Below are 24,165 nucleotides of genomic sequence, written 5' to 3'. Positions count from 1 at the left end.
TGGGACGGGACCGCTCATGACCGCGTCCCGGCGCGCAGCAGGTCGAAGGAGCCCGCGGCGATCAGTTCGACGTCGGCGGTGGGCAGGCGCAGGTGCTCGAGCTGGAACCGCGGCCCGGCGTCGTCCCAGACCGGTGCCCCGGTGCCGAAGACCAGCCGGTGCGCGCCGGCGTGTCCGGCCAGCCACTCCACCGCACCGGCGGCTACCAGCGTGCCCGTCTCGACGTGCACGCCTGCGTGGGTGTCCATGAGTTCGGTCAGTTCGCGCAGGCAGCGATAGCCCGGCGACAGCACCAGGATCCGCAGGCCCGGCACCGCGGCGGCGAGGGCACCCACCCGGTCCAGGCCGCACTCGCCGGCGTCCAGCGCCACCGGGATGCCGGCGGCGGCGAGCTCCCGCCACCAGCGCAGCGCCACCGGCCCGGTGAGGGCGTAGCGGTGTCGCACCGGGCAGGTGCGCACCATCGCCGGCGCCGACTCGACGACGTCGCCGGGGCCGGCCGGCCAGCCGGCACCGGGCACCGCCGGCAGCACCACCGGGACGACGGTGAGCCGTTCCGGCACCGGGCCCGCCAGGCCCTCGTGCTCGTACGTCGGGTCACCGTACAGCCCGGCGCTCGGGGTGACGGCCGCGCCGTCGATCCCGAGATGGTCCAGCTCGGCGACCAGGCCATCGGCGTCGGCCGACGGCACCAGGTCACCCGGGACCGGCCCGAGCACCCGGTGGGCGTCGAACACCCGCATCGCAGCGATCAGCCCTTCAACCCCGACGTGGCGATGCTGTTCACCAGGTAGCGCTGCAGGACCCCGAAGATGATCAAACACGGGACCACGCTGATGGCGGCCGACGCCATGATCCGCGCCCTGGCCACCGACTCGGCGTTCAGCGTGGACAGCCCGACCGTCAGTGTCCGCATCTCGTCGGTCTGCGCGATGACCAGCGGCCACAGGAAGTCATTCCAGTGCCACAGGAACACGAAGATGCCGAGGGTCGCCAGGACCGGCTTGGTGAGCGGCAGGACCAGGCGCCAGAACACCGTCCACTCCCCCGCCCCGTCGATCTTCGCCGCATCGAACAGGTCGTCGGGCAGGCCCTTGATGAACTGGCGCATCAGGAAGACCGCCTGCGAGTTCGCCAGCGTGGGCACGATCAGGCCCCAGAAGGTGTTCACGCCGTCCAGCCGCGACACCAACACGAACATCGGGATCAGCGTGGCCTGGGCCGGCACCATCAGGGTGGCCAGGAACGACCACATCAGCGCGTTGCTGCCCGGGAATCGCTTGCGGGCGAAGGCGTACCCGGCCATGGCGGCGGTCAGCAGGATGACTACCACGGAGACGATCGAGTACACGAACGAGTTGAGCGTCCAGCGCAGGAACGACGATGCCGACAGCACGGCGGACAGGTTGTCCAGCGTGACCTCGTCGGGCAGCTGCTGCGGGATCGTCGGCGCGTTCTCCGGGCTCAGCGCGAGCACGATCACCGCCACGAAGGGCACCACGGTGAAGACCGAGGCCAGCACCAGCAGCAGCGTCAGCCAGAGGTTCATGCCGGTGCGCCGGCGGCGGCGCCGTCCGCCGGCCGGAGTCTCGGCTTGCGGTGGCGCGGGCGGTGCGGTCAGCGTCGTCACGTGTTCTCCCGATCCAGGACGTACCGCTGCACCAGCGAGATCACGAACACGACGAGGAACAGCACCACGCCGATGGTGGCGGCGTAGCCGAAGTCGAAGAACTTGAACCCCTGGTCGTAGAGCATGTACACCAATCCGTACGACGCCCGCGCCGGCCCGCCGCCGGTCATGACGTAGATCGTGTCGAACACCTGGAAGGCGGCGATGGTCTCGATGACCAGGACGAAGAACACCACCGGCTTCAGCAGCGGCAGCGTGATGCGGCGGAACTTCCCCCACGGGCCGGCGCCGTCGAGCGTCGCCGCCTCCATGACGTCGCCCGGGATGTTCTTCAGCCCGGCCAGCAGGATGAGCATCGAGTAGCCGAAGCTCTTCCACACCGAGACGATCGCCAGGGAGCCGAGCACCATCGCCTGGTTGCCGGACAGGAACCCGACCGGTCCCAGGCCGATCCGATCCAGCATTCCGTTGATCAGACCGTCGGACTGGTAGATCCAGGTCCAGATGATGCCGGCCATCACGAACGACGTCACGTACGGCAGGAACAACAGGCCACGGAACAACCCGCGTCCACGGATCACGTGGTGCAGCATCGTCGCTGTCGCCAGCGCGACCACCACGGTGATCGGGACGTAGATGACCGCGTAGATCAGGGTGACCCGCATGCTGTCGAAGAACAGGCCGTCGGAGAACAACCGTTGGTAGTTCTCCGCCCCGATGAACGTGAACTCTCCGCTGAGCCGGTAGTCGGTGAAACTCATCCCGACCGCGCCGAGGCTCGGTACGTACCGGAAGATCACGAAGAGCACGAGCATCGGCAGGACGAACAGCAGTCCCCAGCCTGGGTCGCGGGCACGCTGCCGCCACGACGGCCGCGGCACGGCCTGGCGGTGCACAGTCATTGCGGGTCTCCTTGCCCGTGGTTACGGGCTGTCAGCCGCCTCGGGCGATGAGGTCGCGGGCTTCCTGGGCGGCGTCGGCCAGGGCGTCCTCAGCCGACTTCGACCCCTGCAGCGCGGCCTGCAGCTGCGACGACAGTACCGCCATCACCTGGCGGGCCGTGGGCGTCACCTCACCCGGGCGGGAGTACTGCAACGCGTCGTTCAGCGTCTGGACGACCTCGTCGCCGGCCGGCGGCTCCACGTCGCTGCGGGCCGGGAACGTGCCGGCGGCCTCGTTCAGGCCGACCGCGACATCCGGCGACGAGATGTACTCCGCGACGGAGAGCGCCGCGTCGTCGTCGTCGCTGATGCTCGTCAGCGCCAGCACCCCTGGGATGCCGAAGGACACCTGCTCCTCACCGGTGAGCGGCGCGCCGGCGACGACGTTCTCCTCGCCCAGGGCGGCCTGCATCTGCTCGATCTCGAACTTGGCCATGGCGTAGCCCATGGCAACCGTGCCGGCACCGACCGGGCCGCCCTCGACGGCGTTGGGCTTGGTGGCGGCGTCCGCCGGCAGCCCGCCGAGCTCCTGGAGGTCGAGCAGGAACTGCAGCGCCGCAACGCCCTCCGGCCCGTCGAACGCGACATCGCTGCCGTCCTCGGTGAACACCGAGCCGCCGGCCTGCCACAGCAGCGGGTAGAAGCTCAGGTTCAGCGTCATTTCCGGAGACCCGGAGTAGTCCATGACGGCCACCCCGTTGGCGGCGAGCGCCGGCGCGGCGGCCAGCACGTCCTCCCAGGTGGTGGGCAGCTCGGTGATGCCGGCTGCCTCGAACGCCGCGGTGTTGTACGCCGTTGTCGTGCTGGTGTGGTAGATCGGAACGCCGTACAGCTCGTCCTCGAACGTCACCACGTCCAGCGCTGCCGGCAGGTACGCGTCGCGGGAGTCCTCGACCGCGGCGTCGACCGGCTTGAGACCGCCCGTCACCTGGTACTGCAGCGTCTGGTCCGGCGTGAGCAGGACGAGGTCCGGCCCCTGCCCGGAGGCGATGGCCGTGGCGATCTTCTCGTCGCGGCCCTCCCACGGCTGCAGCTCGATGGTGAGGTCGATGTCGTCGTGCTCGGCCTCGAAGTCCGCCTCCACCTGATCCCAGAACTCGATACTCGTGTCCTGATCCGGGATGACGGGATACATCCACACGGTGACCTCGGCCGAGCCACCGCCGGCCGTGTCGTCGGAACCGCCGCATGCAGTCACGGTCAGCGCAACAGCCGCCGCCACCGCCAAGCCTCGAACTCGCACCGGTCATCCTCCTTGCCCAGAAGCCGGCGAATACCGGCCTGGGCCGAAACTATAGCTGACAGTTCAACGCGTCAAGGCACGCCGAGGTCACGATTCGGCCGACACTTCCCGGGCCAGGTCCAGCCAGACCCCGGTCGGGACTGTATCGGCCGCCGCCGGCGGGTCGATCCCGGTCGACGTCAGCAACCGGTGCGCCCGCTTCTTCGGCACGTGCGCGGCCAGGACCTCACGAGCCGGCCGGCTGGGCGTCCGGTACCGATCCTGCAACAGCCGGCGCGCCGCCCGGGCCGTACGCCGGGACACGTCGGCGCGACGACGAACCACCAGATGTGCGGAATCGACCGACGGCGCGGGATCGAAGCTCGCCGGCCGGACCCGCCCGGCGATGCTCAGCTCGAACCGGGCCTGCCACCAGGCCACCTCCAGATCGCGCGGGTGGGAGGCGGTCATCCGCTTCGCGAAGCCCCATTGGACCAGGAGGTCCGCGCCGACGACCGAGGTATCCTCCGGATCCAGCAGCCGGCGCAGCAGCGCGGTGGAGATCGCGTACGGGATGTTCGCGACCACCGAGAACGACCGGCGCGGCAACATCACGGTGCGGGCGTCCCCGGCGACGACGCGGACCGCGGGCTGGTCGGCGAAGCGCCGCTGCAGGGCGGCCACGAAGCGCGGATGCCGCTCGACGGCGATGACGCGCGCGCCGGTCGACGCCAGCGGACCGGTCAGCGCGCCGGTGCCGGCGCCGAGCTCGACGACGAGGTCGCCGGGGCCGGCGCCGGACGATCGCACCAGGCGCCGGCTGACGGAACTGTCTCGGAGCAGATGAATGCCGCCGTGGTTGGGTTCGGCGGTCTTCGTGCCGCGACCGCGGCTCGTCGTACGGGAGTGATTTCGGGCGTGGCGAGGCATCGGCCATCACGACCAATCGGGGTGCGGGAGTCGTCAGTGAACGCTGAAGAGCCGCGCCGTCGCCTCAGGTGGTGTCACTGAGGGACGGGCGGCTGCGGCGTGCTCCCGCGAACCGGCGGCGACGCGGAACGCGTCGGACTCAGCCGGTGAAGAACGGGGTTACGCCGTGACGTCGAGGCGGGGCCGCCAGAACGCCACAGCGGCAATACCTATCGCTCCCATGCCCCGCATTGTATCGGGGTGCCCCACGCGGGCACCATCGGGTTTCTGCCGCGTCGCGGGCCGTGGCCGATTACGTCCGCAGCTCGCCGTTCACGACGACGGCGGTCTCGCCCTGCCAGCGCCGTCGCGCCCACCGGTCGTGGGTGACGACGACGACGGCCAGCCCGGACGCGTCGACGGCGGCCTCGAGCTCCTCGACCAGACCCAGCGACAGGTGGTTGGTGGGCTCGTCCAGCAGAAGCACCTGCGGGCGGCTCACCAGCAGCCGGGCGAGGGCCAGCCGCCGCTGCTGGCCGACCGAGAGCCGCCCCACCGGTGTGGCGAGCGCCGGGCCGGGCAGCAGGCCGAGACCGGCCAGCTCGGCCTGGTATTCCTCCGGCGGGCCGGGACGGCCCGCGGCGAAAGCCTGCACCGCGGTGAGCGACGGGTCCGGGAAGCTCCCGGTCTGCGGCAACCAGCCGATCCGCAACCGGCGCGAACGCGACACCTCGCCGCTCTTCGGCTCCAGCTCGCCGGCCAGCATCGCCAGCAGCGACGACTTCCCCGAACCGTTGCGGCCGGTGATCATCAACCGGGTGTCGGCGGTGAGGTCGAACGCGCGGGCCGTGATGCGGCCCGGAACCGTGGCCTCGCGCACCGCGATCAACACGCCGTCGGGAACGTCCGCGCCCAGCACCGCGTCGAACCGGAGCAGCCGCGGCGGTTTGGGGATGCGCAACTCCTCGAGCCGGCGCAGTCGGTTCTCCGCGTCCCGCACCCGCCGTGACACCGCCGCGTCGACCTTCTGGCTGAGGAAATGGGCGACGAACTTGTCGTTGTCGCGCCGGCCCCGGCCTTCGTGGCCGATCCGGCGGGCGTCCTGTTTGATCGCGGCGCGCGCCTCATCGACGTCGTCGGACCAGGTGGCGTAGGCCTGCTCCCACCGCACGCGTGCGGCCGCCTTGCCCGCCAGGTAGTCGGTGTAGGCGCCGGTGTAGCGCGCCGGCCCGACGTGCGGGGTGCCGTCGCGCTCCACCGTCAGCACCGGGTCCAGGTCGAGAACCGACGTGGCGACACCGTCCAGGAACGCGCGGTCGTGCGACACGATGACGACGGCGCCCCGGTAACCGCGCAACGACTCCTCGAGGAAGGCGATCGCGTCGTCGTCGAGATGGTTGGTCGGCTCGTCCAGCAGCAGGACGTCCGGCGCCTCGACCAGCGCGAGCGCCAGCGCCAGCCGGGAGCGCTGCCCACCGGACAGGGTGTCGACCGACCGGTCCCCCGCGACGTCGCCCAGTCCCAGCCCGCCCAGCGCCCGGGCCGCGCGGGCATCGGCGGACCACCCGTCGCGCAACTCGTACTCCGCGAGCAGATCACCGTAGGCGTCCAGCACCGACTGATCGCCGTCGGCGAGCTTCGCCTCGGCGGCGCGCATGCGCTGCTCCATGTCGCGGAAATCCGCCAGCGCGGCGTCGACGGCGCCGTCGACCGTCATCCCGGCCGGCAGGTCCGGCTCCTGGGTGAGGTGGCCGAGGCTGCCGCGCCGCTCGACGGTGCCGGAATCGGGTGCTTCGGCTCCGGCGGACAGCCGCAGCAGCGTCGACTTCCCGACCCCGTTCTCGCCGACGATGCCCAGCCGCTCCCCTGGGCCGGCGTCATAGCTGACACCATCGAGAACCTGACGGCCGGCATAGGCGATGGACAGTGCGCGAACAGAGAGAAGAGACACGTGACGACCTCGACGAGGATCGATGGAAGCCCGCCGGGTACACACCTCGGTCGCGGGCTGGAGTCACGCGTCAGATCACATCGCTGACGATTCTCTCAGTGCCCGTCCGGTCAGCGCAACGTAATTTCCATCGCCCCTTCGAAAATGATCACGTTCGGCATGGGTGCACCCGCTCCACCACGCATGCATGCCTGGTGGAGCGGGTGCACACCGAGGGTCGGCGTCAGGCCGGCGGCTGCTCCGCAACGGCGTCGATGCCGGCCTCCTTGCGCTGCTGCGCGGTGATGGGCGCGGGTGCCGCCGTCAGCGGGTCGTAGCCGCCACCGGTCTTCGGGAAGGCGATGACGTCGCGAATGGAGTCCGATCCGGCCAACAGCGCGGCGATGCGGTCCCAGCCGAACGCGATGCCGCCGTGCGGCGGGGCGCCGTACTTGAACGCGTCGAGCAGGAAGCCGAACTTCTCCTGCGCTTCCTCCGGCCCGAGGCCCATCACCTGGAACACCCGCTCCTGCACGTCGCGGCGGTGGATACGGATGGACCCGCCGCCGATCTCGTTGCCGTTGCAGACGATGTCGTAGGCGTAGGCCAGCGCGCTGCCCGGGTCGGTGTCGAAGGTGTCGAGCGACTCCGGCTTCGGCGAGGTGAACGCGTGGTGCACCGCCGTCCACGCCCCGGAGCCGACGGCGACGTCGTCGGTCTCGGCGGCCGGCTCGAACAGTGGCGAGTCGACCACCCAGGTGAACGACCACGCGGACTCGTCGATCAGCCCGGCGCGGCGGCCGATCTCGAGCCGGGCCGCGCCCAGTAGCGCCTGCGACCCGCGACGAGCGCCGGCGGCGAAGAAGATCGCGTCGCCCGGCACGGCGCCGACCAGCTTCGGCAGGCCGGCCTTCTCGTCGTCGGACAGGTTCTTGGCAACCGGGCCGGACAGTTCGCCGTCGGAGCCGACCAGCACATAGGCCAGGCCGCGGGCGCCGCGGGCCTTGGCCCAGTCCTGCCAGCCGTCGAGCTCCTTGCGGGTCTGCGATGCGCCGCCAGGGTAGACCACGGCACCCACGTACTGCGCCTGGAAGACCCTGAACCCGGTGTTCGCGAAGTGCTCGGTGACCTCGGTGAGCTCCTGACCGAACCGCAGGTCCGGCTTGTCCGAGCCGAAGCGGTCCATGGCGTCGAGGTAGGTCATCCGCGGGATCGGCGTGGTGATCTGGTGACCGACCAACGCCCACAGTGCCGTGAGCACCCGCTCGGCCAGCGCGATGACGTCGTCCTGCTCGACGAAGCTCATCTCGATGTCGAGCTGGGTGAACTCCGGCTGCCGGTCGGCACGGAAGTCCTCGTCGCGGTAGCACCGCGCGATCTGGAAGTATCGCTCCAACCCGGCCACCATGAGCAGCTGTTTGAACAGCTGCGGCGACTGCGGCAGCGCATACCAGGAGCCGGGGCGCAGCCGGGCCGGCACCAGGAAGTCACGGGCGCCCTCCGGCGTGGAGCGGGTCAGCGTCGGCGTCTCGACCTCGACGAAGCCCTCGGACAGCAGCACGTCGCGGGCGGCCCGGTTGATATCGCTGCGCAACCGGATCGCTGCGGCCGGGCCGCTGCGGCGCAGGTCGAGGTAGCGATACTTGAGCCGTACCTCCTCGCCGACGTCGACGTGCTCGTCGATCTGGAACGGCAGCGGCTCGGCCTCGCTGAGCACCTCGACATCGTCGGCGACGACCTCGATCTCACCGGTCGGCAGGTTTGGGTTCTCGTTCCCCACCGGGCGCCGCCCGACCTGGCCGGTGACCTTGATGCAGTACTCGTTGCGCAGCTCGTGCGCCACCTCTTCGTCCCGCACCACCACCTGCGCCACACCCGACACATCACGAAGATCCAGGAACGCCACTCCCCCGTGATCGCGACGGCGGGCCACCCAGCCGGTGAGGGTGACGGTCTGGCCGGCGTGGCCGGCGCGCAAGGTGCCGGCCTCGTGGGTGCGGAGCACGGATGTTCCTCTCGGATCGGTCGGTGGCGTCGCGATACGCGCGTGACCCAGCGATCCTACGTAACGCGCTCGCGCGGGTGCGAGGTGATTCCCCCTGGCGGGACGATGCGGCGGTGCCGGCGCGCCCAGCCAGTGACACCCTGGGCGAGTTCCCGCTTCACCAGGCAAGCATTCCTGGTGCAGCGGGTGCACCCATGCCGAACGTGATCATTTCCGGGATAGTGCGATCAGAAGAGGGTGTCCTGGGCGGCCGCGGGACCGGCGAGGGGCGCATCGCCGCCGACCGTGAGGCGCGTGCCCCAACGGCGCCGCCGCAGCGGACTGGTGCGCTCGTCGGGCTCGTCGTCGCGGGAACGCAGGCCGTGCCGGCGAAGCAGCGGCTCCATGCGTGCTTTCAGCCAGTGCCGGTAGCGCTGGTCGGCGTACGCGCCACGCTGGTAGAGCCGCTGATAGGTGGGCACCAGGTCGGGCCGCTCCGTGCCGAGCCACCGTAGATACCACTCGCGGGCGCCAGGGCGCAGATGCAGCGGGATGTAGCTGACCCCGGTGGCGCCGGCGTCGGCCAAGGCGGCGACCAGGGCGGCGAGGTGTTCCTCGGAATCGGTGAGCGCCGGCAGGACGGGAGCGATCAGCACCGTGCACGGCAGCCCGGCGGCGCGGACCGCGCGGATGAGGTCGAGCCGGGCCCGCGGCGTGGGCGTCCCCGGCTCCACCGACCGGTGCAGCCCGTCATCGAGCAGCGCGAGCGACACACCCACGCCGACCTCGACGTCCTCGGCCACCCGGGTCAGCAGCGGCAGGTCGCGGCGCAGCAGGGTGCCCTTGGTGAGGATGCTGAACGGCGTGCCGGAACCGGCCAGCGCCTCGATGACGCCGGGCATCAGCCGGTAGCGGCCCTCTGCCCGCTGGTACGGGTCGGTGTTGGTGCCCATGGCGACGTGCTCACGGCTCCAGGAGCGGCGGGCGACCTCTCGGCGCAGCACCTCGGCGAGGTTGACCTTGACCACCACCTGACGGTCGAAGTCGTCGCCGGCGTCGAAGTCGAGGTAGGTGTGGGTGTTGCGGGCGAAGCAGTTGTGGCTCACCACCCCGTGCGCGATGAAGTCGCCGGTGCCGGTGGTGATGTCGTACATCGGCAGGGTGGCGTCCATGGGCCGCACATAGCTCACGGTGAACCGCTCGTGCTCGCGGACGACCGCCCCCACGACGCCCCGGCGGACGCCGACGAGTTGGTCGGTGGTGGTGAGGTGCGGCCGTGCCGGCTCGCCGTCGGGCGCCGGCGCCACGTGCTTCCAGCCGTTCGCGGTCAGGAAGCGGTGCTCGCCGCTGGCGACGATGGAGGTGCCGCCGTCGAGCTCGACGCGATACGCGACCTTGGCTGTGCGCCAGTGGTCGAGCACCTCGGTGCGCACCAGCCGCCTGCTGACGCCGTCGCTGCGGGTGCCCAGCACCTGGTCCCCCGCTCGCACCCGGGCGAGCGGAATCACGCTGCCGTCGGCCATGGTGATGGGCGCATGACCGGACAGGCAGTACGCGCAGGCGTGACTGCACCCGCGGTACGGATTGACCGTCCAGCGGAACGGCACCTGCGACGCCGCCGGCACCTTGTTCAGCGCCGACCTGGCCGTCACCTCATGGAAGGTGATGCCCTCGAACTCCGGCGTACGCACACTGCGGACCAGCCCGGCGATGCGCTGCAGACCCGGCAGGGCCGCGCCGTCGGCGACGGCCAGCTCCTGTCCTTCCCAGCGCATGACGCAATTCGAACATTCGTTCGGCCCGCATGTCAACTCACGCCAGCAGCGCCGCCACGTGCTCGACGAGCCGGTCGAGCGCCACCGGCTCCTGTTCGCCCGAACCCAGGTCCTTGACCTGGGCGACGCCCTCTTCGAGATCGCGCGCCCCGAGGACGACGGCGTACCGCGCGCCGCTGCGGTCAGCGGCCTTCATCGCGCCCTTGAGCCCACGGCCGCCGGTGGCCACGTCGGCGGCCACCCCGGTCCGGCGCAACGAGGTCACCAGACCGAACGCACGGCGGGCAGCCTCGTCGCCCAGCGGGACGGCGTACACGTCGACGCCGGGACGGCCGGGAAGCGGGAGCCCCTCCGCCTCCATCGCCAGTAGCGTCCGGTCGGCGCCGAGCGCCCAGCCCACACCGGGCAGCCGGGGGCCGCCGAGCAGCTCGGACAGGCCGTCGTAGCGCCCGCCGCCACCCACCGCCGACTGCGAGCCGAGACCGTCGTGGACGAACTCGAACAGCGTCCTCGTGTAGTAGTCCAGCCCGCGCACCAGCCGGGGGTCGTCGGAGAACTCCACCCCGGCGTCGGACAGCAGCGAGCGAACGGCCTCGTGGTGGTCACGATCACCCGGCGAGAGGAAGTCCGTGATGAGCGGTGCCTCGGCCAGTGCCTTCTGGATCTCCGGCCGCTTGTCGTCCAGCACCCGCAACGGGTTGACCTCGACGCGTCGTCGGGTGTCGTCGTCGATGTCGAGCGTGCGCAGGTACTCCTGCAGCGCCGCCCGATAGGCCGGGCGCGACTCGTTCGAGCCCAGTGAGTTGACCAGGACCCGCACCCCGGTCAGTCCCAGCGCGCGGTAGGCGTCGACCGCCAGCACGATGAGCTCGGCGTCGCTGGCCGGGTCCTCGGTGCCGAGGATCTCGGCGCCCACCTGGGAGAAGTGCCGGTAACGGCCCTTCTGCGGACGTTCGTAGCGGTAGTAGGAGCCGGAGTACCAGAGCTTGACCGGCAGCGCGCCGCGGTGCAGGCCGTTCTCGAGCACCGCGCGCAGGACCGGTGCCGTCCCCTCCGGCCGCAGGGTGACGTCGTCGCCACCACGGGTGGTGAAGGAGTACATCTCCTTCGTGACGATGTCGGTCGACTCGCCCACGCCGCGGGCGAACAGGCTGGTCTCCTCGAAGCTGGGCGTCTCGACGTAGCCGTAGCCGGCACCGCGCAACGGTGCGGCCATCGCTTCGCGCACCGCCAGCATCGCCTCGCCGCGCGGCGGCACCAGGTCGAAGGTGCCCCGCGGGGCACGGAAGATCGGTTGATTCACTCAGAGTCCTCGGAGATACGGGTTGGTGGCACGCTCCTGCCCCAGCGTCGACGCCTCGCCGTGCCCGGGCAGGACGGTGGTGGTGTCCGGCAGCCCGCCGGCCGCGGCGGACGAGGCCAGCCACCGCCGGGTCTCGAGCATCAGCGCGTCGTCGCCGCCGGGCAGATCGGTACGCCCGATGGTGCCGGCGAACAGAACGTCCCCGGTGAAGCAGAGGTCGGCGCCCGGAACGTGGTACAGCGTCGACCCCTCGGTATGGCCTGGGGCGTGGATGGCCCGCAGCTCGACGCCGGCGACGGTGACGGCGGCCTCGGCCCCGTCGAACGGCCGGACGTCGCGTGGCACCACCCAGCCGGCGGCCAGGCCGGCGAACTGCGAGGCGAGCTGGGGGCCGAGCGACCCCAGTGGGTCCGAGAGCCGGTACACATCGCGTTCGTGCAGGTAGACGGGCAGGTCGCGGGGCTGGCACAGCGGCGACAGGGAGAAGGTGTGGTCCAGGTGGCCGTGGGTGACCAACACACCGGCCGGGCGCAGACCGCGCTCGTCGAGGACCTTCTCGACCTGCTCGACCACGCCGATGCCGGGATCGACGAGCAGACACTCGTCGGCGTCGTCGGGCGCCACGATGTAGCAGTTGGTGCCGAGGACGGGAGCGGCGATGGCGAGGAGGAGCACTCCGGCAGGCTACCGGCGGCCCCATCATCGCCGCGAACTCGTTATCTGATTCCGGCGCTGTACTGCCTAGACTGTCTCCGCACAGCACTGTGGACCGGGGGGCGCGCGCCTGGCGCTCCCCTTGTCTCGTCGGGAGCGAGCGGGAGGGATGGCAGGTGGCCCAGAGCGCCAAGCAGCGTCGGCGTGAGCTCGCGCGGCAAAGGCACGAGCGTCAGCAGGCCCGGCGGGCCGAGCAGGCCAAGCGCCGCCGCACGGGCGGGCTGGCCGTCGCGGCGGTCCTGGCCGTCGCCGCGCTGGTGACCGGCACGCTCTACTTCTCCGGCGTGTTCGGCGGTGGTGACGACACCGTCGCCGCCAGCAGCGACTCCGATCCGGAGGCGACGCAGGCCCCGGAACCCGGCAGCTGCGAGTACCGCGCCAGCGGCACCTCCGCAGTGCCCGACCTCGGCACGCCGGCCGTTCCCGTCGACGCCGCGACGCTGCCGGGCACGGCCACGTTGACGCTGAACGGCTCGCCGGTGACTGTCCAGCTCGACGCCGCCGCGCCGTGCACCGTCAACTCGCTGGCCCACCTCGCCAGCGCCGGCTACTTCGACGGCACGACGTGCCACCGGCTCACGACGTCCGAGAGCCTGAAGGTCCTGCAGTGCGGCGACCCCACCGGCACCGGCTCCGGCGGGCCCGGCTACGAGTTCGACAACGAGAACACCGACGGCGCCACCTACCCCGCCGGTACCGTGGCGATGGCGAACTCCGGAGCCGACACCAACGGCAGCCAGTTCTTCCTGGTGTATGCCGACTCCGAGCTCCCACCCAACTACACAGTTTTCGGCCAGATCACCACCGGTCTGGACGTGATCACTGGAATCGCGGCCGACGGCACCGACAATGGACTCGAGGACGGCGCGCCGCTTCACCCCGTCACCCTCGACACCGTCACGACCGCTGCCTGACACCGGATGAGGACACCGTGACCAACACCACTGGTAGCCCTGAGCCCACGCCCGCCACCGTCGCCGCCAACGATTGGGGCCGCGTCGACGACACCGGGGAGGTCTTCGTACGCACGGCGTCCGGCGAACGCAGTATCGGATCGTGGCAGGTCGGCAAGCCGGAGGAAGCGCTGGCCTTCTTCACCCGCAAGTACGACGACCTCGTCGTCCAGGTCGATCTGCTCGAGCAGCGGCTGGAGTCCGGGGCCGCCGCGCCCGACGACACCGCGCAGGGTGTCTCGCGCGTACGCGAGCAGCTCGCCGACGCCCATGCGATCGGTGACCTCGACGCGCTGGCGTCCCGCCTCGACGCCATCGAGGCCCGGATCGCCGAACGTCGCGCCGAGCGCCGCGCCGCGCGGGCCAAGGCCCAGGAGGAGGCACGCGGGCGCAAGGAGCAGATCGCGGACCAGGCCGAGGCCATCGCCGAGAGCAACGACTGGCGGGGTGGCGCGGACACCCTGCGGGGGCTGCTCGAGGAGTGGAAGTCGCTGCCGCGACTGGACCGCAGCACCGACGACGAGCTGTGGCGCCGGTTCTCCTCCGCCCGCACGCACTACACGCGCCGGCGCAAGGCGCACTTCGCCGAGCTGGCCGAGCGGCGCGACGAAGCCCGCGTGATCAAGGAACGGATCCTCGTGGAGGCCGAGGAGCTGAGCACCTCCACCGACTGGGGCGCCACGTCGCGCCGCTACCGCGAGCTCATGGCGCAGTGGAAGGCCGCCGGCCCGGCGCCGCGCGGTGTCGAGGACAGCCTGTGGAAGAGGTTCCGGGCCGCGCAGGACACGTTCTTCGGCGCCCGGTCGGAGAACCAGGCCCGCCGCGACGACGAGCAGCAGGCAAACCTCAAGGTCAAGGAGTCCATCCTGGTCGAGGCCGAGGCGCTGCTGCCGGTCACCGACTGGAAGGCGGCCCGGCAGGCGCTGCGGGCGTTGCAGGACCGGTGGGAAGAGGCCGGCCACGTCCCCCGCGACGCCATGCGTTCGGTCGAGGGCCGGATGCGCCGGGTCGAGGACGCCATCCGCGAGGCCGAGCAGGCGGAGTGGCAGCGGTCCAACCCGGAGGCCCGGGCCCGCGCCGAGGCCACCGTCGCCCAGTTGGAGACGTCCATCGCCGACCTGGAGGCCAAGGCGACGAAGGCGCGTGAGGCCGGCAACGAGCGCAAGCTGCGTGAGGCCGAGGAGGCGATCGCGGCCCGGCGTTCGTGGCTCGAGCAGGCTCAGCAGGCGCTGGAGGAGTTCACCAGCTGACGAGGGCTAGTGTGGCGCGGGCGCCGGGATGCCGCTGGTGAGCCGGTAGGCGTCGAAGACGCCCTCCACACCCCGCACGGCCTTCAGGACGTGCCCGAGGTGCTTGGGGTCGGCCATCTCGAACGTGAACCGGCTGGTGGCGATGCGGTCGGTGTTGGTGGACACGGTCGCGGACAGAATGTTCACGTGCTGGTCGGACAGCACCCGGGTGACGTCCGACAGCAGCCGGGCCCGGTCGAGCGCCTCGACCTGGATGGCCACGAGGAACATGCTGTTGGCCGTCGGCGCCCACTCGACCTCGACCATGCGGCCGTGCTGGCGGCGCAGGGAGTCGACGTTGACGCAGTCCTCGCGGTGCACGGACACGCCGGAGCCGCGGGTGACGAAGCCGACGATGGCGTCGCCCGGCACCGGAGTGCAACAGCGGGCCAGCTTGACCCACACGTCCGACACGCCCTTGACGACGACGCCCGGGTCACCGCCGGTGCGCCGGCGGGGGCGGTCCGGGGTGGCGGCCTCGGCGACGTCCTCGGTGGTGCCTTCCTCGCCGCCGAGGATCTGCACGAGCTTCTGCACGATGCTCTGCGCGGAGACGTGGCCCTCGCCGACCGCGGCGTACAGCGCGGAGATGTCCGGGTAGCGCAGGTCGTCGGCGACGGCCTTGAGCGACTCCTGGCTCATCATGCGCTGCAACGGGAGGTCCTGCTTGCGCATGGCCCGGGCGATGGCGTCCTTGCCGTGCTCGATGGCCTCTTCGCGGCGCTCCTTCGAGAACCACTGCTTGATCTTGTTGCGGGCGCGGGCGCTGGTGACGAACGTCAGCCAGTCGCGGCTCGGCCCGGCGCCCTGCGCCTTGGACGTGAACACCTCGACGACGTCGCCGTTGTCCAGGTTGGACTCAAGCGGCACCAGGCGGCCGTTGACGCGCGCGCCGATGGTGCGGTGGCCGACGTCGGTGTGTACGGCATAGGCGAAGTCGACCGGGGTGGCCGCGGCGGGCAGCGCGACGACGTCGCCCTTCGGCGTGAAGACGAAGACCTCGTTGGACTCCATCTCGAACCGCAGCGACTCGAGGAACTCCCCCGGGTCCTCGGTCTCCTTCTGCCAGTCCAGCAGCTGGCGCAGCCACGTCATGTCGTTCGTGGCGGCGTTGTCGCCCGACGTCGCGTGCTTGTCGGTCTCTCGGCCGGCGTTGGAGTCTTCCTTGTACTTCCAGTGCGCGGCGATGCCGTACTCGGCGCGGCGGTGCATGGCGTGGGTGCGGATCTGCAGCTCGACCGGCTTACCGCCGGGCCCGATGACCGTCGTGTGCAGCGACTGGTACATGTTGAATTTCGGCATCGCGATGAAGTCCTTGAACCGGCCCGGCACCGGGTTCCAGCGCGCGTGCACGATGCCGAGGACGGCGTAACAGTCGCGGACCGACTCCACCAGGACCCGGATGCCGACGAGGTCGTAGATGTCGGCGAAGTCGCGACCCCGCACGATCATCTTCTGGTAGATCGAGTAGTAGTGCTTGGGCCGGCCGTAGACGTTCGCCTTGATCTTGGAGACCCGAAGGTCGCCCTGGACCTGGTCGATGACCGAGGCCAGGTAGTCGTCCCGGGACGGGGCCCGCTCGGCCACCAGCCGGACGATCTCGTCGTACACCTTGGGGTGCAGGGTGGCGAAGGAGAGGTCTTCGAGCTCCCACTTGATGGTGTTCATGCCCAGTCGGTGTGCCAGCGGAGCGTAGATCTCGAGCGTTTCGTGTGCCTTGCGGCGCGCGGATTCCTTCGGGACGTAACGCCAGGTGCGGGCGTTGTGCAGGCGGTCGGCGAGCTTGATGACCAGGACTCGGATGTCCTTGGCCATGGCGATGACCATTTTGCGGACGGTCTCGGCCTGTGCGGCCTGCCCGTACTTGACCTTGTCGAGCTTGGTGACGCCGTCGACGAGCATGGCGATCTCTTCGCCGAACTCGCCGCGCAGCTGCTCCAGCCGGTACTCGGTGTCCTCGACGGTGTCGTGCAGCAGTGCCGCGGCGAGAGTGGGGGGTGTCATGCCCAGCTCGGCCAGGATGGTGGTGACGGCCAGCGGGTGGGTGATGTAGGGGTCGCCGCTCTTGCGCTTCTGCCCGCTGTGCGCCCGCGCGGCCACCCGGTAGGCCCGCTCGATGATCTCGAGGTCGGCCTTGGGGTGGTTGGCCTTGATGACGCGGAACAGCGGCTCCAGCGCCGGATCGGACTGCTGACGCTGGGCTGTCAGGCGCGCAAGCCTGGCCCGCACCCTGACCGGGGTCAGCGCGCCGGTGGTGACACTCTGCTCGGCCACAGGCCCCCTTTCATCCCGTGAAGGAGACAACACAGTCTAGACACGGAGTGTTCCTCGCGGGTAACCATCCCGCGAGACGGCGGCCGGCGGTGGTCAGATGACGAGCAGCGATTCCACCCTGACGTCGGGCAACTTGTCGCGTCCCCTGAGGAAGCCCAGTTCCATCAGCACCCCGACGCCGACGACGTCCGCACCGGCGCCGCGGACGAGGTCGACGGTGGCCCGCACCGTGCCGCCGGTGGCGAGCACATCGTCGACGATGAGGACCCGCTCCCCCGGCGCGAACGCGTCGCGGTGCACCTCGATGGTGGCCTCGCCGTACTCGAGCTGGTAGCTGGCCGCCGTGGTCTCCCAGGGCAGCTTGCCCTCCTTGCGGATGGGCACGAACCCGGCACCCAGACGGTGCGCCACCGGCGCGCCGAGGATGAACCCGCGCGCCTCGATGCCGACGACGACGTCCACCCCCTCGCCGCCGACGCCCGCGAGGAGCTCGGTGGTGGTGCTGAACGCGGCCGGGTCGCGCAGCAGCGGCGTGATGTCCTTGAACACCACGCCCGGCTCGGGCCAGTCGGGGACGTCCCTGATGCGCGAGAGCAGCAGATCGCGGTCGGAATCGGCGATGGTCACGGGTGGAGGTTACCGTGCCGGCGGGAGCGGCGGACCTGACGGCCCGCGCGGCGCCTCAGCGGTTGTCGTCGCCGTTGGTGCGGTCCTCGGCCTGCGGCACCGGCTCGTGACGCACGGCCTCGTCGTCGGCCGACGCCGGCTTCGACTCCTCGGACTGGATGACGTTGACGATGGCGCGGCGGACGTAGCGGCTGTGGACCCCGGGCGCGACCTCGAGCACCACCTCGTCGTCGTCGATCTCGACGACGGTGGCGATGAGACCGGCCGTGGTCATGACCTTGGTGCCGGGCGCGACCGACTGCTGAAGCTCCGCCATCTGCTTCCGCTGCCGCTGCTGCGGCCGGATGAGCAGGAAGTAGAACACAGCGATCAGCATGATCGGGAGCAGCAGTGCTTCCATGTGAGTGTCGAGCTTCCTTTCCCAGCGGCCCCGCCGCGGGTACCGCAACACGTGTCAGCGGCCCCGATGGCCCGCCGCAACTTCGAGTTTACCTGGCAGAAGGGTCTAGCTTAGGCCTCGTCGGCCGCAGAGAACAGGTCGGGTTCGCCGAGGCCGCCGGTGAAGGGGATGTCACGCGGCATAGCCAGCCCCAGGTGTGCCCACGCGGCCGGGGTGGCGACGCGCCCGCGCGGGGTCCGGGCCAGCAGGCCGGCGCGGACCAGGAACGGTTCCGCGACCTCCTCGACGGTCTCGCGCTCCTCGCCGACGGCAACGGCCAGTGTGCCCAGGCCCACCGGACCGCCGCCGAAGTTGCGGCACAGCGCGGTCAATACTGCGCGGTCCAGACGATCCAATCCAAGCTCGTCGACCGCGAACACCTTCAGGGCCGCGCGAGCGACGTCGCCGGTGACGACGCCATCGGCCCGTACCTCGGCGAAGTCGCGGACCCGGCGCAGCAGCCGGTTGGCGATCCGGGGAGTTCCCCGGCACCGCCCGGCGATCTCGCGGTAGCCGTCCGGGCGCAGCTCGACATCCAGCAGCCCGGCCGAGCGCACCAGCACCTGCTCCAGCTCGGACGGCTCGTACAGCTCCAGGTGGCCGGTGAAGCCGAACCGGTCGCGCAGCGGGCCGGGCAGCAGGCCGGTCCTGGTCGTGGCGCCGACGAGCGTGAACGGCGGCAGTTCCAGCGGAATCGCGGTGGCGCCGGGGCCCTTGCCGACCACGACGTCGACCCGGAAGTCCTCCATGGCGGTGTACAGCATCTCCTCCGCCGGCCGGGCCATCCGGTGGATCTCGTCGAAGAACAGCACGTCGCCCTCGGACACCGAGGACAGAATGGCCGCGAGATCACCGGCGTGCTGGATGGCCGGGCCGCTGGTGATGCGCAGGGGCACGCCCATCTCGGCGGCGACGATCATCGCGAGCGTGGTCTTGCCCAGGCCGGGCGGACCGGACAGCAGGATGTGGTCGGCGCTGCGGCCGCGGGCCTTGGCGGCATCGAGTACCAGCGAGAGCTGTTCACGCAGGCGTTCCTGCCCGACGAATTCCGCCAGGGTGCGCGGGCGCAGCGCGGCCTCGGCGGCCCGCTCCTCGTGGTCGGCGTCGCCGCCCACCAGCCGGGTGACGGGTTCGTCGTCGGACGGGACGCTCATGTCTTGGCCAGCGTGCGCAGCGCGGACTTCAACAGCGTGGCGACATCCGGCTCACCGTCGGCCTGCGGGGCGACCGTCTCGACCGCCCGGTCCGCCTCCCGCGACGACCAGCCGAGCCCCAGCAGGGCCTCGTGCACCTGCGTCTGCCAGTCACCCGCCACGGCCGCCGGCTGCGGCTGGCCCGCCCGCGGCACCGAGCCGACGGCGGCGGCGCCGAGCTTGTCCTTCAGCTCGATGACGATGCGCTGAGCGCCCTTCTTCCCGATGCCGGGCACCTTCGTCAGCGCCGCGAGGTCCTCGGTGGCCACGGCACGGCGCAGGTCATCCGGCGAATGCACCGACAGCATCGCCTGCGCCAGGCGCGGCCCGACCCCGCTGGCGGTCTGCAGCAGCTCGAACACCGCGCGTTCGTCGTCGTCGGCGAACCCGTACAGCGTCAGCGACTCCTCGCGCACCACCAGGCTGGCCGCCAGCTGCGCCACCTCGCCCAGCCGCAGCGACGACGTGGTGGCCGGCGTGCAATGCAGCGCCAGGCCGATGCCGCCGACGTCGAGCACCGTCTCGGTGGGGCGCAGCACCGCCACCTGACCCCGGACGAACGCGATCACCGTCGACCCCTTCCCGCCGCGGCGACCGCGGCATCGAGCCGGCGCTGCGCGGAACCGCGCCACACCTGGCAGATGGCCAAGGCCAGCGCATCGCTCGCGTCGGCCGGCTTGGGTGCCGCGTCCAACCGCAGCAGCCGGGTGACCATGGCCGCGACCTGCGCCTTGTCGGCGCGGCCGCTGCCGCTCACCGCAGCCTTCACCTCGCTGGGCGTGTGGGTGACGACCGGGATGCCCCGGCGCGCGGCCACCAGCGCCGCCACCCCGCTGGCCTGCGCGGTGCCCATGACCGTGCGGACGTTGTGCTGGCTGAACACGCGCTCGACGGCGACGGTGTCGGGTGCCAGCCGGTCCAGCCACTCCTCGATCACCCGTTCGATGGCGAGCAGGCGGTCGCCCAGCGACGCGTCGGCCGAGGTACGCACGACGTCGACGGCGACAAGGCTCAGCGGCCGGCCGGGCGTGCCGTCCACCACGCCGAGGCCACACCGCGTCAGACCCGGATCGACCCCGAGAACCCGCATGGACCACCCTCCGCCGAACACCAGTTCGGTGCCGACCCTACCGGCAGCGGCTTGGTCACCCCGGACAGACGCGCCGGGCGTCAGGCGACAGCCTGGGCCGCCGCGACCTCCGGCACAACTCGCTGGCGCTCGTCGTACCTCCGGCCGCCGCTCAGCCGACTGCCTCCATCCGCCGGGTCGGCCTCGGCCTCGCCGCGACCTCCGGCACAACTCGCTGGCGCTCGTCGTACCTCCGGCCGCCGCTCAGCCGACTGCCTCCATGACGTCGTCGGAGACGTCGAAGTTGGCCCACACGTTCTGCACGTCGTCGCTGTCCTCGAGGGCGTCGATGAGCCGGAAGATCTTCCGGGCGCCGTCCTCGTCCAGCGGCACGTTGACCGACGGGACGAACGAGGAGTCCGCGGAGTCGTAGTCGAGCCCGGCCTGCTGGATCGCGGTCCGTACGTCCACCAGGTCCGATGCCTCGCTGCGGATCTCGAAGGACTCGCCGAGGTCCTCGACCTCCTCGGCGCCGGCGTCGAGCACGACCTCGAGCAGGTCGTCCTCGGTGACACTGCGGCCGTCCTGCGCCTTCGGCACGACGATGACGCCCTTGCGGTCGAACATGTACGACACCGAGCCGGGGTCGGCCATGGAACCGCCGTTGCGGGTCATGGCGACGCGTACCTCCGACGCCGCACGGTTTCGGTTGTCGGTGAGGCACTCGATGAGCACGGCGACGCCGTTGGGGCCGTAGCCCTCGTACATGATGGTCTGGTACTCGGCCCCGCCGCCCTCGGCGCCCGAGCCGCGCTTGACGGCGCGGTCGATGTTGTCATTGGGGACCGACGACTTCTTCGCCTTCTGGATGGCGTCGTAGAGCGTCGGGTTACCCGCGGGGTCGCCGCCGCCGGTGCGGGCCGCCACCTCCACGTTCTTGATCAGCTTCGCGAAGAGCTTGCCCCGCTTGGCGTCGACCAGAGCCTTCTTGTGTTTCGTGGTCGCCCACTTGGAGTGGCCGGACATGGCCCTCAAGCCTCCTTCACGATGTCGAGGAAGAGCGCGTGCACCCGCGCGTCGGCCGTCAGTTCCGGGTGGAACGACGTGGCCAGCAACGGCCCCTGACGGACCGCGACGATCCTACCCGCGCTCGCGCCCGACGCCACCCGCGCGAGCACATCGACGCCGTCGCCGACCTTCTCGACCCAGGGCGCCCGGATGAACACGGCCCGAAATGGTGGCACGGCCGTACCGAGCGCCGGGAAGTCGAGGTCGGCCTCGAACGAGTCGACCTGACGGCCGAACGCGTTGCGCCGCACCGTGATGTCCATGCCGCCGACCGTCTCTTGACCGGCGACGCCGCCCTCGATCCGGTCGGCCAGCATGATCATGCCGGCGCAGGAGCCGTAGGCGGGCAGGCCGGCGGCGATGCGCCGGCGCAGCGGTTCGAGCAGTCCGAAGCTGCGCGCCAGCCGCCACATGGTGGTGGACTCGCCGCCCGGCACGACCAGGGCGTCGACGCGGTCGAGCTCCTCCGGCGTGCGCACGGCCACGGTGCCGGCACCGAGCTCGGTCAGCACGCGCTGGTGCTCGCGGACGTCGCCCTGCAGGGCCAGGACCCCCACGGTGGGCTGGGGCACGGGTGAACCTCTCGTCAGTATGGGTGTGGTTCGATTTTACCGGCCGCGGTGTCAGTCGACGGTGGGCGCCGTGCCGTCCCAGCCGGCGGCCAGCAGACCGCGCACGAGGTCCGGCAGCGCCGGCGGGTAGACCGGTTCCCCCACGGTCGCCAGTTCGTCCGGGATGCACCAGCGCAACTCGGTGACCGACGCCTGCTCGACCGGGGTCCAGCCGGTGGTGACCAGCTGTTCGGCCGTACCGCGGAGCCGGGCGAAGAAGAGCACCTCGTCCTGCCGGTACGGGCGGCCCATGAAGCTGAAGGTGGCGCTGCGCACCGCGACCGGGCCGGCCAGGTCGGGCGCCGTGAGCCGGACGCCGGTCTCCTCGAACAGCTCGCGCACCGCGCCGGCCCGCTCGTCCTCGTCCGGTTCCAGCCCGCCGCCGGGGGTGATCCACCAGACGTGGCCCGGGTCGGCGGGGTCGACACCGCGCATCATCAGCACCCGCCCGGTGTCGTCCACCGCGATGACGCGCGCTGCCCGGCGGAACCAGACGCCGTCGTCGTCGCGCCACTCCCCCAGATCGGAGCTGTGCTCCGTCGGCCTGGTCACCGGCCGGTGGTCACCAGCCGCGCTCGGCCAGCCGGTGCGGCTCGGGCACGTCGGCGACGTTGATGCCCACCATCGCCTCACCGAGGCCACGCGACACCTTCGCCAGCGTGTCCGGGTCGTTGTAGAACGTGGTGGCCTTGACGATGGCCTCGGCCCGGCGGGCAGGGTCGCCGGACTTGAAGATGCCGGAACCGACGAAGACGCCCTCGGCGCCGAGCTGCATCATCATGGCCGCGTCAGCCGGGGTGGCGATGCCGCCGGCGGTGAACAGCACCACCGGGAGCTTGCCCGCCTGCGCGACCTCGCGGACCAGCTCGTACGGAGCCTGCAGCTCCTTGGCCGCGACGTACAGCTCGTCCTCCGGCAGCGACGCAAGCCGGGTGATCTGGTCGCGCAGCTGGCGCATGTGGGTGGTGGCGTTGGAGACGTCGCCGGTGCCGGCCTCGCCCTTCGACCGGATCATGGCCGCGCCCTCGGTGATGCGCCGCAGCGCCTCGCCGAGGTTGGTGGCGCCGCACACGAACGGCACGGTGAACTGCCACTTGTCGATGTGGTGCTCGTAGTCGGCCGGGGTGAGCACCTCGGACTCGTCGATGTAGTCGACGCCGAGGCTCTGCAGGACCTGCGCCTCGACGAAGTGCCCGATACGCGCCTTCGCCATGACCGGGATGGACACCGCGTCGATGATGCCGTCGATGAGGTCGGGGTCGCTCATGCGGGCCACGCCGCCTTGGGCGCGGATGTCGGCCGGCACCCGCTCGAGCGCCATGACGGCGACGGCTCCGGCGTCTTCGGCGATGCGCGCCTGCTCCGGGGTGACCACGTCCATGATCACACCACCCTTGAGCATCTCGGCCATGCCGCGCTTGACCCGGGCGGTACCGACAGTGGACTGCGTCTCTTCGGACACTGCTGCTGCAACCTCGCGACTCGACAGGGTGGTGGTCACGTCCATGGTACGTCCTCGCGCCTGACACACTCGAACGCCGGCGCGCGGGACGCGTTTCGGCGACCGGCCCCACCCGAGGCGACATGCCGTCGCCACAGGCAAGTTTTCCTGGTGACGTGGGAAGACCCCAACGCAACGTGATCATTTGGGGCCGGCGGACGTGTGCCGGCCTCCGACGCCCCGGTCAGCCGGCGGTGGCCAGGCCGGGTGGGACGCGGTCGTCCAGCTCGACGGTCTCGGGCATCGGCGCGTACCCGGCCAGCCGCAGCCAGCGCACCAGTGCCTTGCGGCGCAGCCGAATGGCGCCGCGGACCAGCTCGTTGTGGAAACGCCGGGCGTGTGCGGCACGGCGGCAGGCCATCGCCAGCTCGTCGAAGGCGGCCGCGGCGGCCGGGTCGTCGCGCAGCGGCACGAGGTCGTCAGGGTCGTCCAGGGCCGCCACCAGGACAGCGGTGAGGTCGCTCTCGGCCTGGTAGCGCTCGGTGTCGTCGGCGGTGCGGGCGCGCGAGGCGGCATCGGCCAGCACAACCGAGGTCGCGGGGTCGAGCAGGCCGGCGGTGGCGATGTCGAGAACCGACCCGGAGCGGCGCAGGAACTCTGCGTCGAGGACGGCGCGGGAGGCGTCGAGGCGGGCGTGCCGGCGGTCGAGCCGGCCGGCGGTCCAGGACAGGTAGACGCCGAGCGCGGCCAGCACCGCGATCGTGATGAACACCCATTGCACGAGGTCAGTTCC

At 71.1% G+C, this 24,165-nt stretch carries 23 protein-coding genes; 2 read left to right on the top strand and 21 right to left on the bottom strand.

Annotated elements, in window-relative coordinates; all coding sequences use genetic code 11:
- Positions 1-14: 14 nt before the first annotated feature.
- From JIAGA_RS33115 to JIAGA_RS0113470, 10 genes are all read right to left on the bottom strand, one after another.
- Entirely contained in the window at positions 15-743 is a 729-nt protein-coding gene (locus tag JIAGA_RS33115) for an amidohydrolase family protein (RefSeq protein ID WP_026876072.1), read from the bottom strand.
- A gap of 8 nt (positions 744-751) precedes the next feature.
- Positions 752-1,630: a carbohydrate ABC transporter permease gene (locus tag JIAGA_RS0113510; protein ID WP_035812510.1), complete on the bottom strand. Its 879-nt coding sequence runs from the start codon at positions 1,628-1,630 to the stop codon at positions 752-754.
- Positions 1,627-2,532, bottom strand: coding sequence for a carbohydrate ABC transporter permease (locus JIAGA_RS29630; RefSeq protein ID WP_051426057.1), 906 nt, complete (start codon positions 2,530-2,532; stop codon positions 1,627-1,629). The genes JIAGA_RS0113510 and JIAGA_RS29630 overlap by 4 nt, the downstream gene beginning before the upstream one ends.
- 31 nt (positions 2,533-2,563) lie before the next feature.
- Complete coding sequence (locus JIAGA_RS0113500) at positions 2,564-3,814, bottom strand: sugar ABC transporter substrate-binding protein (RefSeq protein ID WP_026876070.1); 1,251 nt, start codon at positions 3,812-3,814, stop codon at positions 2,564-2,566.
- An 87-nt stretch (positions 3,815-3,901) separates the two neighbouring features.
- Positions 3,902-4,636, bottom strand: coding sequence for a 23S rRNA (adenine(2058)-N(6))-methyltransferase Erm(C) (locus JIAGA_RS29625; protein ID WP_425402787.1), 735 nt, complete (start codon positions 4,634-4,636; stop codon positions 3,902-3,904).
- Between the two features lie 379 nt (positions 4,637-5,015).
- Positions 5,016-6,653 (bottom strand): ABC-F family ATP-binding cassette domain-containing protein, encoded by a 1,638-nt coding sequence (locus JIAGA_RS0113490; protein WP_026876069.1) that lies wholly within the window; start codon positions 6,651-6,653, stop codon positions 5,016-5,018.
- A 223-nt stretch (positions 6,654-6,876) separates the two neighbouring features.
- Entirely contained in the window at positions 6,877-8,637 is a 1,761-nt protein-coding gene (gene aspS / locus JIAGA_RS0113485) for an aspartate--tRNA ligase (protein WP_026876068.1), read from the bottom strand.
- A 227-nt stretch (positions 8,638-8,864) separates the two neighbouring features.
- Positions 8,865-10,391 carry an Rv2578c family radical SAM protein gene (locus JIAGA_RS35260; protein WP_051426055.1) on the bottom strand — a complete coding sequence of 509 codons (1,527 nt, stop codon included), beginning with the start codon at positions 10,389-10,391 and terminating at the stop codon, positions 8,865-8,867.
- Between the two features lie 37 nt (positions 10,392-10,428).
- Complete coding sequence (gene hisS / locus JIAGA_RS0113475; RefSeq protein WP_425402786.1) at positions 10,429-11,628, bottom strand: histidine--tRNA ligase; 1,200 nt, start codon at positions 11,626-11,628, stop codon at positions 10,429-10,431.
- Positions 11,629-11,694: 66 nt separating this feature from the next.
- A complete protein-coding gene (locus JIAGA_RS0113470) occupies positions 11,695-12,369 on the bottom strand; it encodes an MBL fold metallo-hydrolase (protein ID WP_026876066.1) in 675 nt (224 codons plus the stop codon).
- A gap of 155 nt (positions 12,370-12,524) precedes the next feature.
- Between JIAGA_RS0113470 and JIAGA_RS0113465 the strand changes: the two genes are divergently transcribed.
- Both JIAGA_RS0113465 and JIAGA_RS29615 read left to right on the top strand, forming a co-directional pair.
- Complete coding sequence (locus JIAGA_RS0113465) at positions 12,525-13,322, top strand: peptidylprolyl isomerase (protein ID WP_026876065.1); 798 nt, start codon at positions 12,525-12,527, stop codon at positions 13,320-13,322.
- 17 nt (positions 13,323-13,339) lie between these two features.
- Positions 13,340-14,611: a DUF349 domain-containing protein gene (locus JIAGA_RS29615; RefSeq protein WP_051426054.1), complete on the top strand. Its 1,272-nt coding sequence runs from the start codon at positions 13,340-13,342 to the stop codon at positions 14,609-14,611.
- Positions 14,612-14,617: 6 nt separating this feature from the next.
- Here JIAGA_RS29615 and JIAGA_RS29610 read toward each other — a convergent pair whose 3' ends face one another.
- The 11 genes from JIAGA_RS29610 to JIAGA_RS0113405 form a co-directional block, all read right to left on the bottom strand.
- Positions 14,618-16,924, bottom strand: a complete 2,307-nt coding sequence (locus JIAGA_RS29610; protein ID WP_035812507.1) for a RelA/SpoT family protein — start codon at positions 16,922-16,924, stop codon at positions 14,618-14,620.
- Positions 16,925-17,017: 93 nt separating this feature from the next.
- Positions 17,018-17,545 (bottom strand): adenine phosphoribosyltransferase, encoded by a 528-nt coding sequence (locus JIAGA_RS0113450; RefSeq protein ID WP_026876064.1) that lies wholly within the window; start codon positions 17,543-17,545, stop codon positions 17,018-17,020.
- 61 nt (positions 17,546-17,606) lie between these two features.
- The gene (gene yajC / locus JIAGA_RS29605; protein WP_051426053.1) at positions 17,607-17,951 is read right to left on the bottom strand and encodes a preprotein translocase subunit YajC; all 345 of its coding nucleotides are present in this window, start codon (positions 17,949-17,951) and stop codon (positions 17,607-17,609) included.
- Between the two features lie 110 nt (positions 17,952-18,061).
- The gene (gene ruvB / locus JIAGA_RS0113440) at positions 18,062-19,144 is read right to left on the bottom strand and encodes a Holliday junction branch migration DNA helicase RuvB (protein ID WP_026876063.1); all 1,083 of its coding nucleotides are present in this window, start codon (positions 19,142-19,144) and stop codon (positions 18,062-18,064) included.
- On the bottom strand, positions 19,141-19,752 hold the full coding sequence (gene ruvA / locus JIAGA_RS0113435; RefSeq protein ID WP_026876062.1) for a Holliday junction branch migration protein RuvA: 612 nt from the start codon (positions 19,750-19,752) through the stop codon (positions 19,141-19,143). The genes ruvB and ruvA overlap by 4 nt, the downstream gene beginning before the upstream one ends.
- A complete protein-coding gene (ruvC, locus tag JIAGA_RS0113430) occupies positions 19,749-20,273 on the bottom strand; it encodes a crossover junction endodeoxyribonuclease RuvC (protein ID WP_026876061.1) in 525 nt (174 codons plus the stop codon). Before ruvC ends, ruvA begins: the two co-directional genes overlap by 4 nt.
- Positions 20,274-20,516: 243 nt before the next feature.
- Positions 20,517-21,278: a YebC/PmpR family DNA-binding transcriptional regulator gene (locus JIAGA_RS0113425; RefSeq protein WP_026876060.1), complete on the bottom strand. Its 762-nt coding sequence runs from the start codon at positions 21,276-21,278 to the stop codon at positions 20,517-20,519.
- A 5-nt stretch (positions 21,279-21,283) separates the two neighbouring features.
- Positions 21,284-21,892, bottom strand: coding sequence for a pyridoxal 5'-phosphate synthase glutaminase subunit PdxT (gene pdxT / locus JIAGA_RS0113420; protein ID WP_035812504.1), 609 nt, complete (start codon positions 21,890-21,892; stop codon positions 21,284-21,286).
- A gap of 51 nt (positions 21,893-21,943) precedes the next feature.
- Complete coding sequence (locus JIAGA_RS29600; RefSeq protein ID WP_051426052.1) at positions 21,944-22,483, bottom strand: NUDIX hydrolase; 540 nt, start codon at positions 22,481-22,483, stop codon at positions 21,944-21,946.
- A gap of 10 nt (positions 22,484-22,493) precedes the next feature.
- Positions 22,494-23,438: a pyridoxal 5'-phosphate synthase lyase subunit PdxS gene (gene pdxS / locus JIAGA_RS0113410; RefSeq protein ID WP_211239647.1), complete on the bottom strand. Its 945-nt coding sequence runs from the start codon at positions 23,436-23,438 to the stop codon at positions 22,494-22,496.
- Positions 23,439-23,616: 178 nt separating this feature from the next.
- Positions 23,617-24,153: a hypothetical protein gene (locus JIAGA_RS0113405; protein WP_035812502.1), complete on the bottom strand. Its 537-nt coding sequence runs from the start codon at positions 24,151-24,153 to the stop codon at positions 23,617-23,619.
- Between the last annotated feature and the right edge of the window lie 12 nt (positions 24,154-24,165).

It is taken from the genome of Jiangella gansuensis DSM 44835, from assembly GCF_000515395.1.
Classification (GTDB): Bacteria; Actinomycetota; Actinomycetes; order Jiangellales; family Jiangellaceae; genus Jiangella; species Jiangella gansuensis.
Note: the sequence above shows the minus strand (reverse complement) of the source record. Positions and strands in the feature narration are given on the sequence as shown.